The organism is Palaeococcus pacificus DY20341, assembly GCF_000725425.1.
Taxonomy (GTDB): domain Archaea; phylum Methanobacteriota_B; class Thermococci; order Thermococcales; family Thermococcaceae; genus Palaeococcus; species Palaeococcus pacificus.
In genome coordinates this window covers 1,656,987-1,673,417 of record NZ_CP006019.1, presented here as the reverse complement: position 1 = coordinate 1,673,417, position 16,431 = coordinate 1,656,987, and the positions used below count along the sequence as shown (strand labels likewise).

Genomic DNA, 16,431 nt, shown 5'->3' with positions numbered 1-16,431 from the left:
AGGAAGGGTGACATCTATTTTCACTTTATAATGATGTCCTCTCGAACCTGTAAATATCTACCCTTATTCTCTCCAACCTTTTCTTGTGGAAGAAGAACTGAGCTGGAATTTCAAAGTCAATGTTTATGCGGTGTGTAATCTCAAAGCCGTTGTCCCTAACGAAAGCCTCAATAAACTTTCTAACCTCTGGTTTTGCTAAGTGAATGGAATAGACAACGTCGCTTATCTCAAAGGCCTTTAAGAGGAAAGGTCTATCCGCCTTTGGATTTTGAGAGCCGAAGGGAGGGTTCATTATCACGGCATCTACCCGTTGGGGAAAACTTCCCACATCGGCGTGAATTAGTTCAACGCACTCCTCTAGTTTTAGGGATTTAACGTTCTCTTCGGCTATTTTCAAAGCCTCTTCATCTTTTTCAACAGCGTAGACTTTTTTTGCTCCAAGAAGACAGGCCCCAACGCTTAAAACTCCAGTTCCGGCTCCTAAGTCCGCTATAACCCTATCCTCAATCTCATCCAGAGAATAGGCCAACCATAGAAGCTCGGCGGCAACGTTTCCCGGAGTTTTATACTGCTCAAGCCCAAATTTTGGGTTTTTAAACCCTTTAAGCTTTGAGAGGATCATTGCGAGGTGCTTTTTCTTCATGGCAATCCCTCACTGTTGCGAGAGGAACCTCATTATGTCTTCGAATGTCATCTCTACTTTGAGCGCTGGAATATCAAAGATAAAGCCCAATGAGATTAGGATTATCATGACAACAGCCATGCCCATCATAAAGCCGAACTGCGTAGAGAATGCCACCAACATTAGCTCCCTTGAGTTTAGGCGCTCCACTGCTAAGAAGCTTACTAGAGTTGCAAAGCCGAGGACGTAGCTCACCTTTAGGGAGATTAGCACTGCAAGAATTGATACAAGTGCTAGGTACACCCTTCTAGGCTTTTTGTATGTAAAGGTATCAAGAGAGGCTTTTAAAAAACTATAGTATATTCCTACCAGCGCGCTCAGGGTGCAGAGGATTATGAGGAGTTCAACCCAGCCCATGATAGACACTTTCCATTGAAGTTAATAAGCTTATCTGAGCTTTAGGCTTATTCCGAGGGGTTCATCTTCTTCCCTCTTGCCCCCGAGAATTTCATCGAACTCGTAGTCTTCTCTTAGGCCAAGTAGAAGTTCAACCTCTCTTGGCGTTAAAACCGCTTTGCGCCATCTTTCGACATCGTCTACTGGAACCCTAGGACAGGCAACCACAACGTAGGCATCGAAGTCAAAGCCTTCTAGAGCATCTGGATTTATGTAGTTCATAGCTATGAGCTTAGCTTCACGCCCGTGCTCTTTTAGGAGGGCAATAATGCGCTTAGCCTCTCTAAGTCTGAGCTGTCCTTTTTTGATGCTTATTATAACTCCAAACTTCTTTGCATCGTAGGCCTTGGCTATTTGCCCCCACCTCTTTCTAACTATGCGCTCCACTTCTTTATCCATCCATAGAGCATCGCCGCTGTAGGGGTTTACCGCTAGGGTTGGTTTTTTAGTCGCTAGAGCTACTCCTATGGGATGGAAGTAACCAGCGCCTAGGAATAAGACCCCATCAACTTCTTCGTTAACTTTTGCTGCTGTGAAGTTGCACCCCAAAACTTGACCTTTAAACGAGATTCTGTTGTCTCCTTCTCCAATGAAAACTTGGAACCCTTTTTCTTCCAAAAACTCCACAGCTTTTTTTAAATCCATTATGTGCTGAGCTGTTGTAACGAGGGCTATTTTTTTGCCGAGCTTTTTAATCTCGTTCAAATTCTTGTCTAATGCTTTAACCACATCAACCTTTGCAAAAGCGGGGATAAAAATAGTGGGAACCTCTAAATTTAGTTGCATATAGGAGTGCCCCAAATGTATGAGCACATCACACCCCAAAAGCTTCGCCTCTCTATCAGCCGGATCGCACGCTCCATAGTTTATGTCACCACTTATTATTGCCTCAATTTCTTCGCCTTCCAAAAAGTCTGCTAAATATTGTGCTTCTCTCTTTAAGCCTTCAGGCGTTTGAATTAAAACCCTTTTAGCGTTTAATTCTCTCAGCTTTTTCAAAACTTCTCTCTCATAGATTTCGTGCATTCTCTCACCGAGCGTTTTTTCTCATGACAATATTAAAACTCTTTTGATAATAAACGACGACAGTTGTATATCCCCTATTACGTTGGTAGTTCACTAATTTTTAGTTCTGCTTTTTTTAGTGCATTTAATGCTCTTTATTGCTGTCTCTGTGCAATTAGATGGCTTATGGTTGTGCATTGGAAATAATAGGAATTTTAAGACCTTTTTCACTTTTAGGGAATTACCCCATTTTGGTCAACTATCCAAAAAGTTTTTATTTACCTTTGCACTCTTCTAAGCTGAAGCTTAAATAAAGGCGATGGAAGGATGATCACCTGTTCTAAAAACAAGGAAGGGGTATGGACATGCAAGTGAAAGTAGATCCAGAGGAAATTAAGAGGATAAAGCAGGAGATAGAGGCTCTTGAAAATGAGAAGAAGGAGATCCAGATAAAGCTTGATGAGCTACAAAAGGAGCTCAACGTCTGGATCCAAAAGAGAGATGAGAAAAATAAGGAGGTTCAAGCCTTAAGGCAAAAAGCGAGAGAGTTTAAGGAGAAGAGAGATGAAGTAAACAAACAAATTCAAGAGCTTAAGAAGAACAGAGATGAAATAAATGCTCAGCTTGACTTGCTCTATCAGGAGATTTTGGAGTATAGGACAAAGAGAGATGAGTACAAGCAGTTGAGAAGGCTTAACATGCCAAGGGATCAAATCGAGAAGAAGATTGAGAAGCTCGAGTGGGAATTGCAAACAAAGCCAGTTTCCCCAGAAAGGGAGAGGCAAATCGTCGACCAAATCCAAGTGCTTGCAACCGAGCTTGAGATTCTCCAACAGGCGGATAGATTCCACAACAAGCTTGTTGAAGTAAGGAAGAAAATTGACAACCTCAAGAAGGCAAGAAGGGGCATTAACTTGGAGATCAAGCAACTCGCAAACCAGAGCCAGCAGTTCCACGAGCAAATGATAGAGAACTTTGAGAAGGCTAAGGAGATCAAGAAGGAAGCCGATGAGTACCACCAAAAGGTCGTTGAGCTCAGGGAGAGGATGAGGGAAGTCAGGAGAGAGCTTAGAGAAGTCGAGAGAAAGATAAGAGAGTACGAGGACAAGCACAAAGAGCTAATAGCTTACAAGATGGTTGCGAGAATGAGGGCCAAAAAGGACAGCAACTTCGAGAAGGCTGTTGCTGCTTTGGAGAAGTTCAAACGCGGTGAGAAGCTCACCATGGATGAGCTCCTGCTCTTACAGCGCTACAACTTAGTCTGAGGCTCAGAATATGGAAACGATAAAACACGAAGGCCCTGGAAGACTTGGGCTACTTAGGTTAGAGCAGAAATTGGTGAAGACTCCTGCTTTAGCGGGCTTAGATTTTACTCTGTCCCCTTTTAATTCCTACTTCTACCCCAAAGACTTTGAGGGCTATGACTTTAATTTAGCCCCTTCCATTCCGATCAGCTTTTATACCCCCCTTGAAATCGTGAAAAAGGCCTTTACTAGGCTCTATGAGGTAGATTATTCGAAGTTCAACACCCTCTACGTTCCAGCAATAAGGTTTTTGGACGTTCTTGAGGAGTTCTTAGATGTGGTGTTGAGTGAAAATGAGTTCGATGCGGTTTATCTGGGCAACTCTAAGATTTTAGTCAAGGATTATAGGAGATTTGTTGCCACTCTTGCATTAATAAGGGAGAAAAATCCCAACTTAATGATAATCACTGATTTGGAGCCATTCTTTTATCCATTAGCCGTCTACCTCGGCGTTGATGCCTTTGACACTAAGAGCTTAAAGCTCTACGACTTCCATAAGAAGGCATTTATCCCTTACTCTCCCTTGCTTTGGGAAGAAGGAGAAAACTCTCTTGAATTTGCCCAAAAAACTATTGCTCTCGTAAGAGAGGCTTTGAAAGAAGGCAAGCTCCGCTACCTTGTTGAAAACTTCTTCCCTACCCAGTATAACGCCGGCATATTGAGGATAGCGGATAAAGAATATGGGGATTATCTCGAAAAATACACCCCAATTCAAAAGGAAACGGTTTACTTCATAAGCGATGCCTCCCAAAATAGGCCTGAAGTTAAAAGGTGGCACCAGCGCGTTGAGGAGAGATTCGAACCACCTAAGAACGTTGAACTCCTCCTATTGTTCCCGTGCTCGGCTAAAAAGCCCTACTCCTACTCGAGGAGCCATATGCTCTATAGAAAAGCTGTAAAAGAGGCTTTGGGTAGCGGACGCTACAAAGTCCATGAGCTTATCTTAACTTCGCCTTTTGGCGTTGTTCCAAGGGAGTGGGAGTGGCTGGCTAAGTATGATATAGTCGTTACCGGCCACTGGAGCGAAGAGGAAATTAGCTCAGCTGCAAAGCTTTTAGCTAAGACTTTGGAGAAGTATCCTAATGTGCCAATCGTCGCACATGTGGATGAAGCCTACGTTGAGATTGCCAAGAGAGCGAGTGAAATGAGCGGGCGCGAAATAATCTTTGTTCCAGTGAAAGGAGGCACTACAAGCCATGAGAGCTTAAATGCTCTTAGGGATACTCTTAAGGAACTTAATTTAGACTTAACAGCTGGCAAAGAGGACAGGGCATATCGCTTCTACGACGGTATAAGGAAGGTCTTCGACTTCTACTTTGGCTTAGGTGCAGGAGAGGCCGTTCTTCCTGAAGGAGGCCAAATCAAAGGCTCAAAGATGCTCAGGCTCTTCGTTGAGGGCAAGCAGACAGCCACATATAAGGACGGCGTTATAAGCGTTACTCCATTTGGAATGCAGCGCATTTACGATGCAACAAACTCCTATTGGGTCAAGATTGACTTTGAGTTGAGAGGAGATGTCTTTGCCGTTGGTGTAAATGAAGCTGACTCAAAAATAAGGCCCGATGATATAGTGGGTGTCGTCAAAGAAGGGCAGGTAGTGGCAGTTGGAAAAGCCATCTTGAGCGGCGAGGAAATGGTTAAAGCAAGAAGGGGCATTGCAGTGAAGGTTAAAAAGAAGGCATAAAGTCTCACCTTTAGGTGGGCAGAGGTGTCAGGGTGACGTTCAGCACTTTTGTATCTCCTGGATGGAGAATTATCCTCTCTTTGTGTTCAAGAAATCCCGGGGCTCTGAATGTGATTACGTAATCTCCAGCCTTCAGAACTAACCGCTCAATTCCTTCTCCCCTACGAGCGCCGTTGACCAAAACAGTGGCATTTGCTGGGAATACATTGAGCTTCAGAACTGCTTGCTTTTGGGAGAGGTGGAGAGTAACGCTTTTTGATGTGTTTGATGCAACATATACTCTTGCCACGTTGGCTCCAGCGCGGTACTTGGAGGCGGTGATGGTGTACTCGCCGGGAGGAAGGCTAAGCCGCATCGGAGCATATCCTCTCGCAACGATTTCCCCTGAGGAGTCCTTTATCATCAGCGCGGCATTTTTGGGGTCTGTATAGATGTTTAAAGTCCCGTTCATGGGCACTACTTCAAAGGCCTTTCTCAGAGTTTCAAATTCCACGTTGAGGGTCATCGTTTCACCCGGTGCAGGTTTAATCATCGTTTCAAGAGCATAATTGCCGTAGGCAACCTTGATCCTATATGTATCAAAGGGGGATATGATGCTGATGTTTCTTGTGATTACCTTTTGCACCACCTTCCCATCCGCTCTGCGCTCAAAATCGGGGTAGTAGAGGGTCACATTGTTCACCGGCTCCTTAATCACAGGGACTCTAAGCGTCATTGGGGTGAACCATTCTGCAGAGATGTGATGGTCGAACACATATACTTTAGCGTCTTTTGGTGTGGAGTTTACCACTATCGTGGCCATTGGGGGGATATAACTCGAGAAGTATGGGAAGCTGCTCACGATTGAGTAGCCGTCCTCCCCATGGAAGTATATCCTCGTAAGCACAATGCATCCCGGTGTTTGGATGGGGGTGTTGTTTGGGATGAGGAGGAAGTAGCGGTCGCCGCTGCTCGGCTTCAGGACGTTCATGGGCGGCTCGCGAAGCGGTGAAAAGGACATGCCCCCGCATCCCACCCACGAGGAGGCATGTCCTCCTTTAATACTTTCATAGGGGGCTTCATTAAACTCCACCGTTGCATTCTCACCAAAAGCAGCACGCAGGCCTTCAAGGTCGACCTTTATGATCTTCACGTCTCTAGGAGTCAGATTGATAATGGCTATCGCCGTAGGATAGCCCTCTTTTGAGATTGTAATTTTATACTCCCCTCCCTTCACATCCGGGAACAGAGTTATATTAACGGGGGTGTACCATACTCCGCTTTGGTTTGATATGCTAACGGTAGCTCCCTCGGGCATGGAGATAATCACCAATGCGGCGGTTTGAGAATTTTTGCTAGGCGCCCCCGTTGCTGTGAGGGTCTGGGTCAAGAACATAATTGCAAGGAGTACTACCACCAGTGCCCTAAACTTCATAATTATCTCACCTAAAATTTTTACTACATCAAAAATATAAAAATCTTATTGCTGTTTGGATGAACCTATCATCAGTAAAAGATAAAAAGCCCGGCCCGTACTCTCATCCATGCCCAAGTACTTCAAGCGCGGCGTCAAGAGAGAGCATCATCTCCTGAAGGGCATCCTTCCTGTTCTTGAGGAGATATCCTCAATTGAAGGTGTTAAGAAGGTAATCCCTGGGCGCATTTACGCCAGCGATTCTCGAGGCTTTGAGATTAAAGTTGTTAGGGAGACATTAACGGGCTTCAAGCTTTTGGCAAAAAGCGACGGCAGCGTACAAGAGATTTTCCTCATCGTAGACAAAAAGGATAGGGCGAGGGTTTTGGAGAAGCTGAGGGGATTGAGGTGAGTTAGAGCTCTCCCTCCCCTGCGAAAAAAGCATCTAATTCCTCATCACTTATTTCATCATCGTCAAATCCAAGCTCCTCCTTTTGGAGCTCCAAAAGGCCGGGCGTGAGCAAAAGCTCCCCATTTATCTTCAGCACTGCGTAGTGAAGAGTCATCTCGCTGAACTCATCGAGCTTAATCGTTGGGTTTTCCTCGTACTCAATCTCCTCGAGCCTTTTGCCGTCAGCTATGAGCTTTGCCACTATTGACGCCCCGTCAATTGAGAACTGCGGCTTCCCTATGTGCCTTACCTTAACGCCCTCCATCTTTGAGGTTATGAACTCCTTTGTTCTTCCTGTAGGGATGGCGTTTCCCAAAATACCGCCCACTATGATTATTGTGTCCTCCTCAATGTCTTCTGGCTTAAGCTCTTCCTCTGCCTGCAGATCGAGGACTATTATCTTTGAGCGGTCGAATGGGAACTTCGTTACGCTTTCGCTCAGGACATTTCCAAGCTTTGCGAGTCTTTCTCTCTCATCTTCTCTAACATTTGTAAATATCAGATTATCTCCCCACCACTTAGCTACATGAGAATATTCAAGCCAGAGCCACTCGCTTATCTCCTCAAGGTGCTCTATCACCAAATACGGCATCATCACTCACCAAGTAAGGGTTTGAGAAGAGCTTTTAAAAACGTAACTGAGAAAAGAAAGAAAGCTTCATATAGCTATCATTGTTGATGTCATCTGTATCTCGGGCATCTTTCTTATCTTTTCTGTGATGAATTGATCCAAATCTTTTAGTGTTTCAGTCTCAACTTTTACAACGAGGTCGTATTCTCCATAAACGACGTAGGCCTCCTTAACATCTGGTATGGCCAAAAGTTTCTCCATAACTTCTCTTTCCTTTCCAGCAGCCGTAACCATCAAAATAAAAGCTGTCACCATAGCTTACCACCAAAATAATTTTATTCTTTGGGGTATTTAAGGTTATCGAAAAGCCATGATAAGTCACTTACTTGATGAAGACACCCTCAAAAGGTTTTATGGGCATTTGGGAGAGCGTGGAATAACTGATGTCATTCCATACTCGAAAGGTAACACTAGTTTAGTTTTTACTGGTCAGCTGAAAGGTGAAAAAGTTCTCATAAAACTGCAGCGCAGGGACTCTCCGAGAAAAACTCTAAAGCGTGAAGCGGAGATACTTGAATTTTTGAAAGGGCAGGGTATAACGTCTGAACTCATTTTCGCAGGAAGCTTTGAGGGTTTGGACTATTTAGTAAGGTGTTTTATGGATGGAGAGCCTATTCTTTATGCTGACGTTGAGAAGAGGCACATAATTGAAATAGCTCAAAAGACGCTTAAACTCGATCAGCTTGGCGTTGATCACGGCCAAATCCAAGGAGGAAAGCACATATTAATCGGAAAGGATGTGTGGATAATTGACTTCGAGAAAGCCAGCTTGAGGAGGAAGCCTAAAAACTTAACTTCGGCAATGGCAATGGTTTTTCTCAACGACAATACAATCTCAAAGAAAATTAGGGAAAAATTTGGAATTGAGGAGGAGTTTTTAGATGCACTTAAAGATGCGGTAGGTGTATACAAGAAAAGCGGTAATTCTGCGAAGGTTTTAGAGCTACTCTCTACCCTTTAGTCTGTCCCAAATTAAAAATGCCAGCGGTATTACAACGGCCATAGAAATGAGTCCAATTCTTGGATCTGAGAATTTCTTGAATGCTAGGATTATCACCAGAGTTATTCCCATCATTAAAAACAGATCTCTGTCGAAGAGCCTGGCCTTGACGAGTATGTTCTGTTCTCTAGCTAAATACGCCAGGTAGAGAGGAATTCCTAAGGCCGCGAATACTATTCCAATGTATGACTTTGTAATTAATGATAAGGCAAGTCCTGTGATTAGTATTACTGTGACGGCGTGTTCTTCTTTCATTAGTCCCACCTTTCTTTCTCCTTAATAGAGTTAAAGTTTAAATACTTTTAAGGCTCTTTATAACTTAGGTGATAGCGTTATGAATAATATCGAATGGGATGAAAACACTTTTGCAAAGTTTTCCTACTTGAGCGATGTAAGGATTTCCAAAGATGGAAAGAGGGTTGCCTACGTTTTGACCAAAGCAAACCTCAAAGACAACAAATACGAGAATACAATTGTCGTTGAGGAACTTGAGAGTGGAGAGAGAAAATACGTGGAGAATGCTTCAATGCCCCGCTTTTCTCCGAGCGGAGCAAAACTGACTTTCGTCAGAGGAAATGAAGAGAAAAAGACGAGCGAGCTCTGGCTGATTGATTTGAGGAGCATGAGCGCTAAAAAGCTCATGGAAGTTAAGAACATTTTAAACGTGAGCTGGAACGAAGATGATAGGCGCTTGTTAATCACTGGCTTCAAGAGGAGAGAAGATGAGGACTTTATCTTTGAGTACGACGTTCCAGTTTGGTTCGACAATAAGGGCTTTTTTGACGGTGAAAAGACAACATTTTGGATTTACGACAGCGAAGGCGAGGAAATTTTAGAGGAGTTCACGGCTGAAAAGTTCTCCTCTGGACTGTGGCACGGCGATGAGGTAATATATAACGTCCCCCACAGAGAGAACGGCAAGCTTCAGTTCTTCAAGTTCTACGACATCTTTAGGTATAAGGACGGTGAGAGCGAGAAGATATTTGAGAAGGTCTCATTTGCAGCAATTGACTCAAACGGAAAGGATCTTTTGCTCATAGGTAAGCCAAAGAAAGAAAAGCTCAGTGAGCATGATTATCTCTACATTTGGGACGGCGAGGAGGTCAAGCCTCTCACAGAGCGCTTTATCTACAATAACTGGGAAGGAAAGTTTGATGCCCAAGGGAATGTTTACTTCCTAAGCCCAAGAGAAGGGAGGGTTTCATTGTACAAGCTGAGCGGCGAGGAGCTAATCTCAATCGTTGAAGAAAATGCGTGGGTTATGGGCTTTGACGTGAGTGATGACGGAAAGGTTGTATTCCTCAAGCAAATTGACACCATGCCGAGCGAGGCCTTCATATGGGACGGCGAGCTCAAGCAGCTCACCGACTACAACGGGCCTATTTTGAGCAAGCTCAAGAGGAGACCAATAAAGCACTTCCGCTTTAAGAGCCTCGATTTAGAGCTTGACGGGTGGTATATAAAGCCAGACATAAAGGAGGGCGAGAAAGCTCCCGTTATAGTCTTTGTTCACGGCGGGCCCAAGGGTATGTATGGATATTACTTCAAGTACGAGATGCAGCTCTTGGCAGATAAGGGCTTTTACATAGTTTTTGTCAATCCAAGAGGAAGCAATGGCTATGATGAGGACTTTGCACTTAGAGTGCTTGAAAGAACGGGCTTAGAGGACTTCCAAGACATACTCAGGGGCATAGAGGAATTCTTCACGCTCGAGCCTCAAGCAGATAAGGAAAGGGTAGGAATCACGGGCATAAGCTATGGAGGGTATATGACTAACTGGGCACTAACGCAAAGTGACCTCTTCAAAGCTGGCGTTAGTGAGAATGGAATAAGCTACTGGCTGACGAGCTATGCCTTCTCGGACATTGGTCTTTGGTTCGATAAAGAGGTCATTGGTGAAAATCCACTCGAAAACGAGAACTACAAGAAGCTTAGCCCACTATTCTATGCGGACAGAGTAAAAGCACCCTTGCTGATAATTCACTCCCTCGAAGACTACCGCTGCCCCTTGGACCAATCTGTAATGTTCTATCACGTGCTTAAGGACTTAGGAAAAGAGACTTACATTGCAATATTTAAGAAAGGCGCCCACGGACACAGTATAAGGGGCTCCCCAAGGCACAGGGCAAAGCGTTACAAGCTCATAATGGAGTTCTTTGAGCGCAAGCTCGTTGAAGGAAAAGAAGGATTTAACGTTGAGGAGATTTTGGGGAAGAAGGAGTAAGGTTTTCTTTTTTCTAAACCTTCTTTGCTACTAGTCCCAGCGCTTCCTCAACCCGCTTAACGTTCTTAAATCCTACTTTTCTCAGCCTTTCCATAACTCCTCTTTGCAAATCTTTTCTTCTATACTTCTTCCCTGGATTTCCGACGTAGTGGAAGAGCCTTCCTCCCTTCTTCAGCACTCTAAATAGCTCCCTATAAAACTCCTCGCTGTACAAATGTCCCGCTAGGCTGAAGCGCGGCGGGTCATGGATTATGACATCAAATGTCTCATCTCTAAAGCGCTTTACAACATCAAATGCATCTCCATGGATTACTTGGATGTTCTGCGAGTGAAAGAGCTCCCAGCTCCAGGGGTTGAGCTTCGCTAGCTCTAAAACGTTTGGGTCTTTTTCAATTGTCATTACGTACGCCCCTCTTTTGGCGCTCTCTATTGCGGTATAGCCAAGCCCCATGCACGTGTCGAGGAGCATTTCTCCCTCCTTTGGCTTTACTGTGTTGATTTTGCTGAGGGTATCCTCTAAGGGAGTTACTTCCTTCGTGCGGTGCATTCTAATGCCGTTTATCTCTATTGTGGGTGGGATTGTCGGAACAAGCTTGTAAAAGCCTTCTTTAGCTATTGCTGCCTTGAATATTCCCCCATCTTTGACGAAGTATATGTTGTTTTCATCTTTAGCTATTTTTCCTAAAATCTTCTTCTCCACTTCACTCCCATCGGGGAAGATTACCCTATCCTCCTCCGCAATGACCGTGAGTGTTCTTTTAGTTTTTCCTAAATCCAAATTTATTCTAACTTCACCCCTACCGACGAGCAATCTATTAGCCTCTCTAAATGTTAAAAAATAAGCATCAAATCGGGGCTTCAAAGTCCTCACCTACTTTTCCGCTACATCGATAAGCTTGAACTAATGACATAAAAAGATTGGGGTGGTAGAAAAATAGCTTAAACTTCCCTAAACCTAACCTCAAATTCAAGCTCCTTTTCAATTGGGAATAATAACGTGTAGCTAACTCCCTGCTGCACGAAGTCCCATCCGCTCTCTGACTGTGAGAGTGTTTTTATCGGGAACTTCCAGACTCTGGCTTTCTTGTTGAGCTCTATTCTAACTTTGCCCATTCCATAGGGATCATTTATTTCAAAGCTCTGTGCTTCGAATTCTTCTGGCTTTTCCATTACACTGTGCACCGCCAAGTTGAGCTCAACACCAAAGAGGGCTTTATAGTGCTTTTCGAGCACCACTCTGTACCTCACTATAAATCCGTCCTCCGTGAGCTCAATCTCCTTCTCAACCTTTGCTGGGACTTTTTCCTCTCCGTAGAGTCCGCCATTGCGCCAGAGTTTTATCTTTCCTTCACTCAGCTCAAACTCATAGGGCTGGTTCACGAAATCGCCGAGTTCCCAGTACTTAACGAGGCGGTAGTTATCGAGCGTTTCACCCTCTTTGAGGAAGTGGTCTTGGAGTATGGCCCTAAGCTGCCAGTCGTAAGCTAATTCACGCTTAATCTCTTCTGGAATTTCTTTTCCAAGCTCATGAATGCTTGCAACACCTTCTTCAGTCTCTTCCTCGGGAGTTGCGGCCTCTGGGACATCATGATAGTGCTCCCATCTCCTTGCTAAGACATCGTTGTAGTTTACCGCTCTCTTTTTGGAGCTCAGCTCGAAGATGCTTCCGCCATAATGGGGCTTAATAGTTGCTATAAAGTGAGAATTTTCAAGCATGACTTCTTTTTTGCCGTCGAAGTCTACATCTAAGACTTTAGCCTCGCTTGGGAAGTAGCTCTGGGCTTTGATTATATTCTCCCAAATTGCCCTTCTCAAATGCGGCAGGTAAACACCTCCAAAGACGCCGTGCCAGTAGGCATCGTTGCACTGGGCCTTTAGAATGTAGTTCCTCGCTTCTTCATGCTCTCTTGCAAGTCTGCTCACGTAAAGCATTCTCTTGTGCATAAAATTGCTTTCTGGATACTTGAAGAAGAAGTTCTTCCAAATTCCTCCTCTAACAAAGACGCGGTACTTTTCAAACTTGCCCTCTTCTTTAAGCTGTTCGACGAACTCAACGAAGAGCTTTGCTTGCTTCGCTGGAAGGGACCACTCACTCATCTCAAAGTAGGAAGCAATTGGGAGGTAAACCAAGCCTTTTGGAGTAAACTTGGCCAGATATTCGGAGTAAGTCATTAAGTTAATCTTTTCGTTGCTTGTTACAGTATCAAAGAACTCTCTAAGCCATCCCTTTTTGTATACCCATTCGTGCGTCCCCGGCCAGACACCAAACTTCTCTCCATCATCGTGGAACACGGCAACTTTTGATGGGTCTTTATCGACAAGGCCTTCTAAGTACTCAATTGTCTTTTCCACAGGTCTAAATGGTATGAGATAGCGGAGCTTTTCGTCAATTGGAAAGACGCTTATTACCTCTCCACCGTCTTCAGTATAATACGGCCAATAAAGCTCTTCTTTGCTCAGCCCGGCGCTCATAAAGTGGTAGTCATCAACGACTACATACTCGATCCCTGCCTCCCTAAGCGATTTCACCAGCTCCGGCTGCCAAACTCTCTCGGTCAGCCACACTCCTTTGGCATCATAGCCGAGACTTTTAGCATAATTCTTTAGAAGATTAATTTGTAGAATTCTATCCTCTTTAGGGATCGCAGCTAAAACGGGTTCATAAAAACCAGCGACAACTATCTCCAGCTGCCCTTTTTTGATGAGCTTTTTCAAGAGATCGATATAATCGGGATGGTTTTCATCGAGCCACTCTAAGAGGGGCCCGCTGAAATGAACCGCAAGCTTCATGTTTGGGAATTCCTCGAGAATTTCCATGAACGGCCGGTATGAGTTGTTATATGCCTCCTCGAGCACCCAACCAAAGTTTCCAAGGGGCTGGTGATTATGAATGCCAAAGATGAAGTTGATCTTCTCCATTCCTGCACCTCCAAGTGAATTATCACTACTAGTGATATTCAAAAAGATATATAAATATTTTATGCTCATATATCAACTAGGGTGAACAATTATCACCCGGGGTGACTCAAAATGAGGTTGGGAGTAGTTAGTCTGGGCATTATTGTTTTGATTGTGTTGAGTGTAGTACCGACAGTGGGGTTTGTAAATGCGCTCTATGGCACTAAAATTATCGATGGAAACCTAAACGATTGGGGCACACTGGATTTAGTGTCTCGCGGCGTTGATAGCACTGTTCCTGGAGCAAATCTCGACAACCTCTACGTGGCTTGGGATGACGAATATCTCTACATCGCCATCAAAACTAATAATACGGCTAAATATTGGCCTGATTACGGGATTGCGATTGACATTAATCCGGGAAGTGCTAGTGGTGGAAGTAGCGATCCTTGGGCAAAGAAAATATACTTTAATGGGACATATCTACCGGAGTATATAGTATATGCAGAAGCTCAAGATGGTCAAATAACTTGGATGGAACTTCGTAAGTGGGATGGAAGCAGTTGGCAATTCGTTGGAAACATGAAAGATGTCGGGGATTATGAGTACATTGGTGGTGATAGTGGCATTCAAACAATAGAAATAAAGATTCCTTGGAGTACTTTAGGTGGAAAGCCCTCTAACTTGGCACTAATATCTTGGGTTGCTGGAAATAACGATGGGGATTCTGCAGTTGATACCCTTCCAGTTGACCCCGACGTTAATTATCCCTCTACAGGAAATTCGGAGTGGACTGACAGTGATACTTTAACGAATTTTATAACCCTTCCTCTAGCTCCAAAGACCATCGATGGAGACTTAAGCGATTGGGCGGGCTATGAGCTTGTAGCAAAAGACAATTTAGGATATGGTGTTGATGGTGGAAATCTAAGTTCTTTCTATGTCTCTTACGACGATCAGTATTTATACATAGCACTCGAAGCGAACAACAATGCCAATTGGGATATGGCGTATGGTATAGGTATTGATGTTGATCCCGGAAGCGGGAACGGATACACTGGAACGAGTGATGCCTGGGGAAGAAGCATAAACTTTGAAGGTGGCTATGCAATTGATTACGAACTCTATACGTGGTGGGATAAGTCACAAGCAAAGCCCACTGTGGATGGGCAGGAGAACGTTGCTTTTCTACCTTGGACAGGAAGCGGATGGGAGTATAAGAAAGTCGGCGATGTTGGGGGAAGCTTTGCATGGACAGGAAACAGTTCCATTGGTTTGAAAACTCTTGAAATTAAAATCCCATGGAGTGCTATAGGGGGAAGAACAAACAAAATCGCTGTTATTACATGGGTAACAGGAGGAGGTGGATCTGCGGTTGATGTACTTCCCGAAAGCTCCGTTGTAGCTGATAGTGGCAATGAGTGGGGAGATAGTGACACATTCTCAAACCTCACTGTAATCGAGATCCCAATTCCAAAACCCGAGCTGGCCGTTAGCATTTCCTCAAACGTTCTAAATGTTGAGCAATGGCAGCCTGCAAACCTCACAATCACTGTGGAGAACCTTGGTGAAGTGGACGCTCAAAACGTTACTGTGGAGCTTTTTGATGACGATAACCTCATAAAGAGCTGGATAGTGAATGTTTCTGCAAAGGGCAACATTTCATTGAGCTACACTTACGAATACTCGAAAGCATGGGGAACCCATGAATTAAAAGCTGTTGTTGATCCCAACAATGAAATAGAAGAGGTCAATGAGAACAACAACATTGCAACGCTTAAGATTGATGTTGGAAGAATCGCTAAGACTCAAAATGATCTCGTCAAAATGGGTGTCTATGTATGGCCGAAGCTCTATTGGCCGAAATACCAGCAAACCCTTGATATTATGGAAAACCTCTCTGCAATGAGGCTACCTGAGAAGTACATGCAACAAATTGAGGAATTTAAGCTTAAGCTCAATGAAAGCCAAGAGCTCTATAATGAAGGTCAAAACCTCATCTCCATGCCTCATTATGAGCTCAGAGGTGCTACAAAGATATTCTCTGCATATTCCAGGTTGTTGAGGCTTCAAAAAGAAATTGAAAGCTTTTTAGAAATTGCTGAGAAGGAGGACTTGGTATCGAAGCTCACTAAGACTGTGGATGGTAACTTAGATGATTGGAGTGCTGAAACGAAAGTAGCGGAAGATACGCAAGGATTTGGCCAGGATGGAGCAAACTTAAAAGCCCTCTATGTTGATTATGATGATACCTATCTCTACGTAGCCCTAACTACAGACAACAAAGCCTCATGGAGAGTGGCCTACGGAATTGGCTTGGACTACAAAGAAGGGGGATACACTGGAAATACTGATGCATGGGATAGGAAGATGGCATTTACAAGGGGTATTGATGCCCAAATGTACTTCTACTGGAAAGGAGAGTTCTTTGGAGAGAAAGGAACAGATTCAATTGAAGCAGCACAGCTAAGCATTTGGAATGGAACTAGCTGGGAGCGCTACGATATAGCGGAGATAGGCTTTATTGCATGGACAGGTAAAGTAAATGGCCTTCAAACATTGGAGGTAGCAATTCCATGGGAGGTCTTGGGAGGAAAAGCAAGCAAAGTCTACATAACCGCTTGGGTAACAGGCTCAAGCGCTGGGGATTCAGCCGTTGAAAGCTTGCCCGATGATCCAAGCATGCACGACAGCGACAACGAGTGGGGCGACCAAGATAACATAAGCACGTTTGCTGAAGTTCAAATTCAATGACTCTTCTTT

Annotated in this window: 15 protein-coding genes; 6 read left to right on the top strand and 9 right to left on the bottom strand. The window is 44.2% G+C overall.

The window, feature by feature from the left end:
• Positions 1 to 25 precede the first annotated feature (25 nt).
• From PAP_RS09105 to dph2, 3 genes are read right to left on the bottom strand one after another with little or no spacing between them, the layout of a single operon-like run.
• Positions 26 to 643, bottom strand: coding sequence for an METTL5 family protein (locus tag PAP_RS09105; protein ID WP_048165707.1), 618 nt, complete (start codon positions 641 to 643; stop codon positions 26 to 28).
• A gap of 9 nt (positions 644 to 652) precedes the next feature.
• Positions 653 to 1,039, bottom strand: coding sequence for a hypothetical protein (locus tag PAP_RS09100; RefSeq protein WP_048165706.1), 387 nt, complete (start codon positions 1,037 to 1,039; stop codon positions 653 to 655).
• Between the two features lie 30 nt (positions 1,040 to 1,069).
• Positions 1,070 to 2,104 carry a diphthamide biosynthesis enzyme Dph2 gene (dph2, locus tag PAP_RS09095; protein ID WP_048165705.1) on the bottom strand — a complete coding sequence of 345 codons (1,035 nt, stop codon included), beginning with the start codon at positions 2,102 to 2,104 and terminating at the stop codon, positions 1,070 to 1,072.
• Positions 2,105 to 2,448: 344 nt separating this feature from the next.
• On the opposite strand from dph2, the gene PAP_RS09090 reads away from it, so the two are divergent.
• On the top strand, positions 2,449 to 3,348 hold the full coding sequence (locus PAP_RS09090; RefSeq protein ID WP_048165704.1) for a coiled-coil protein: 900 nt from the start codon (positions 2,449 to 2,451) through the stop codon (positions 3,346 to 3,348).
• 10 nt (positions 3,349 to 3,358) lie between these two features.
• Complete coding sequence (arcS, locus tag PAP_RS09085) at positions 3,359 to 5,071, top strand: archaeosine synthase subunit alpha (RefSeq protein ID WP_048165703.1); 1,713 nt, start codon at positions 3,359 to 3,361, stop codon at positions 5,069 to 5,071.
• Between the two features lie 10 nt (positions 5,072 to 5,081).
• Here arcS and PAP_RS09080 read toward each other — a convergent pair whose 3' ends face one another.
• Positions 5,082 to 6,446, bottom strand: a complete 1,365-nt coding sequence (locus PAP_RS09080) for a PEGA domain-containing protein (RefSeq protein WP_269077255.1) — start codon at positions 6,444 to 6,446, stop codon at positions 5,082 to 5,084.
• A gap of 148 nt (positions 6,447 to 6,594) precedes the next feature.
• Here PAP_RS09080 and PAP_RS09075 point away from each other — a divergent pair, with 148 nt between their 5' ends.
• Complete coding sequence (locus PAP_RS09075; protein ID WP_048165701.1) at positions 6,595 to 6,876, top strand: DUF2103 domain-containing protein; 282 nt, start codon at positions 6,595 to 6,597, stop codon at positions 6,874 to 6,876.
• A 1-nt stretch (position 6,877) separates the two neighbouring features.
• Here the strand turns inward: PAP_RS09075 and PAP_RS09070 are convergent, their stop codons facing one another.
• Positions 6,878 to 7,507: a hypothetical protein gene (locus PAP_RS09070; RefSeq protein ID WP_048165700.1), complete on the bottom strand. Its 630-nt coding sequence runs from the start codon at positions 7,505 to 7,507 to the stop codon at positions 6,878 to 6,880.
• Between the two features lie 66 nt (positions 7,508 to 7,573).
• On the bottom strand, positions 7,574 to 7,801 hold the full coding sequence (locus PAP_RS09065; protein ID WP_048165699.1) for an Lrp/AsnC family transcriptional regulator: 228 nt from the start codon (positions 7,799 to 7,801) through the stop codon (positions 7,574 to 7,576).
• A 55-nt stretch (positions 7,802 to 7,856) separates the two neighbouring features.
• Between PAP_RS09065 and PAP_RS09060 the strand changes: the two genes are divergently transcribed.
• Positions 7,857 to 8,507, top strand: coding sequence for a serine/threonine protein kinase (locus tag PAP_RS09060; protein WP_048165698.1), 651 nt, complete (start codon positions 7,857 to 7,859; stop codon positions 8,505 to 8,507).
• Here the strand turns inward: PAP_RS09060 and PAP_RS09055 are convergent.
• Complete coding sequence (locus PAP_RS09055; RefSeq protein ID WP_048165697.1) at positions 8,490 to 8,801, bottom strand: hypothetical protein; 312 nt, start codon at positions 8,799 to 8,801, stop codon at positions 8,490 to 8,492. The genes PAP_RS09060 and PAP_RS09055 overlap by 18 nt on opposite strands.
• A 79-nt stretch (positions 8,802 to 8,880) precedes the next feature.
• Here PAP_RS09055 and PAP_RS09050 point away from each other — a divergent pair, with 79 nt between their 5' ends.
• Positions 8,881 to 10,770 carry a S9 family peptidase gene (locus tag PAP_RS09050; RefSeq protein WP_048165696.1) on the top strand — a complete coding sequence of 630 codons (1,890 nt, stop codon included), beginning with the start codon at positions 8,881 to 8,883 and terminating at the stop codon, positions 10,768 to 10,770.
• 13 nt (positions 10,771 to 10,783) lie between these two features.
• Here the strand turns inward: PAP_RS09050 and PAP_RS09045 are convergent, their stop codons facing one another.
• On the bottom strand, positions 10,784 to 11,632 hold the full coding sequence (locus PAP_RS09045) for a class I SAM-dependent methyltransferase (protein WP_048165695.1): 849 nt from the start codon (positions 11,630 to 11,632) through the stop codon (positions 10,784 to 10,786).
• Between the two features lie 77 nt (positions 11,633 to 11,709).
• On the bottom strand, positions 11,710 to 13,689 hold the full coding sequence (gene jtg / locus PAP_RS09040; RefSeq protein WP_048165694.1) for a 4-alpha-glucanotransferase: 1,980 nt from the start codon (positions 13,687 to 13,689) through the stop codon (positions 11,710 to 11,712).
• Positions 13,690 to 13,800: 111 nt separating this feature from the next.
• Here jtg and PAP_RS10135 point away from each other — a divergent pair, with 111 nt between their 5' ends.
• Positions 13,801 to 16,422 (top strand): CARDB domain-containing protein, encoded by a 2,622-nt coding sequence (locus PAP_RS10135; RefSeq protein ID WP_052649135.1) that lies wholly within the window; start codon positions 13,801 to 13,803, stop codon positions 16,420 to 16,422.
• The last annotated feature ends 9 nt before the right edge of the window (positions 16,423 to 16,431 follow it).

Bases quoted from the DNA above. Each gene is read 5' to 3' on its own strand.
- PAP_RS09075 (WP_048165701.1), top strand. From the start codon at position 6,595: ATGCCCAAGTACTTCAAGCGCGGCGTCAAGAGAGAGCATCATCTCCTG.
- PAP_RS09060 (WP_048165698.1), top strand. From the start codon at position 7,857: ATGATAAGTCACTTACTTGATGAAGACACCCTCAAAAGGTTTTATGGG.
- dph2 (WP_048165705.1), bottom strand. From the start codon at position 2,104: ATGCACGAAATCTATGAGAGAGAAGTTTTGAAAAAGCTGAGAGAATTA.
- PAP_RS09050 (WP_048165696.1), top strand. From the start codon at position 8,881: ATGAATAATATCGAATGGGATGAAAACACTTTTGCAAAGTTTTCCTAC.
- PAP_RS09100 (WP_048165706.1), bottom strand. From the start codon at position 1,039: ATGGGCTGGGTTGAACTCCTCATAATCCTCTGCACCCTGAGCGCGCTG.
- arcS (WP_048165703.1), top strand. From the start codon at position 3,359: ATGGAAACGATAAAACACGAAGGCCCTGGAAGACTTGGGCTACTTAGG.
- PAP_RS09080 (WP_269077255.1), bottom strand. From the start codon at position 6,446: ATGTTCTTGACCCAGACCCTCACAGCAACGGGGGCGCCTAGCAAAAAT.
- PAP_RS09070 (WP_048165700.1), bottom strand. From the start codon at position 7,507: ATGCCGTATTTGGTGATAGAGCACCTTGAGGAGATAAGCGAGTGGCTC.
- PAP_RS09055 (WP_048165697.1), bottom strand. From the start codon at position 8,801: ATGAAAGAAGAACACGCCGTCACAGTAATACTAATCACAGGACTTGCC.
- PAP_RS09065 (WP_048165699.1), bottom strand. From the start codon at position 7,801: ATGGTGACAGCTTTTATTTTGATGGTTACGGCTGCTGGAAAGGAAAGA.
- PAP_RS09090 (WP_048165704.1), top strand. From the start codon at position 2,449: ATGCAAGTGAAAGTAGATCCAGAGGAAATTAAGAGGATAAAGCAGGAG.
- PAP_RS09105 (WP_048165707.1), bottom strand. From the start codon at position 643: ATGAAGAAAAAGCACCTCGCAATGATCCTCTCAAAGCTTAAAGGGTTT.
- jtg (WP_048165694.1), bottom strand. From the start codon at position 13,689: ATGGAGAAGATCAACTTCATCTTTGGCATTCATAATCACCAGCCCCTT.
- PAP_RS10135 (WP_052649135.1), top strand. From the start codon at position 13,801: ATGAGGTTGGGAGTAGTTAGTCTGGGCATTATTGTTTTGATTGTGTTG.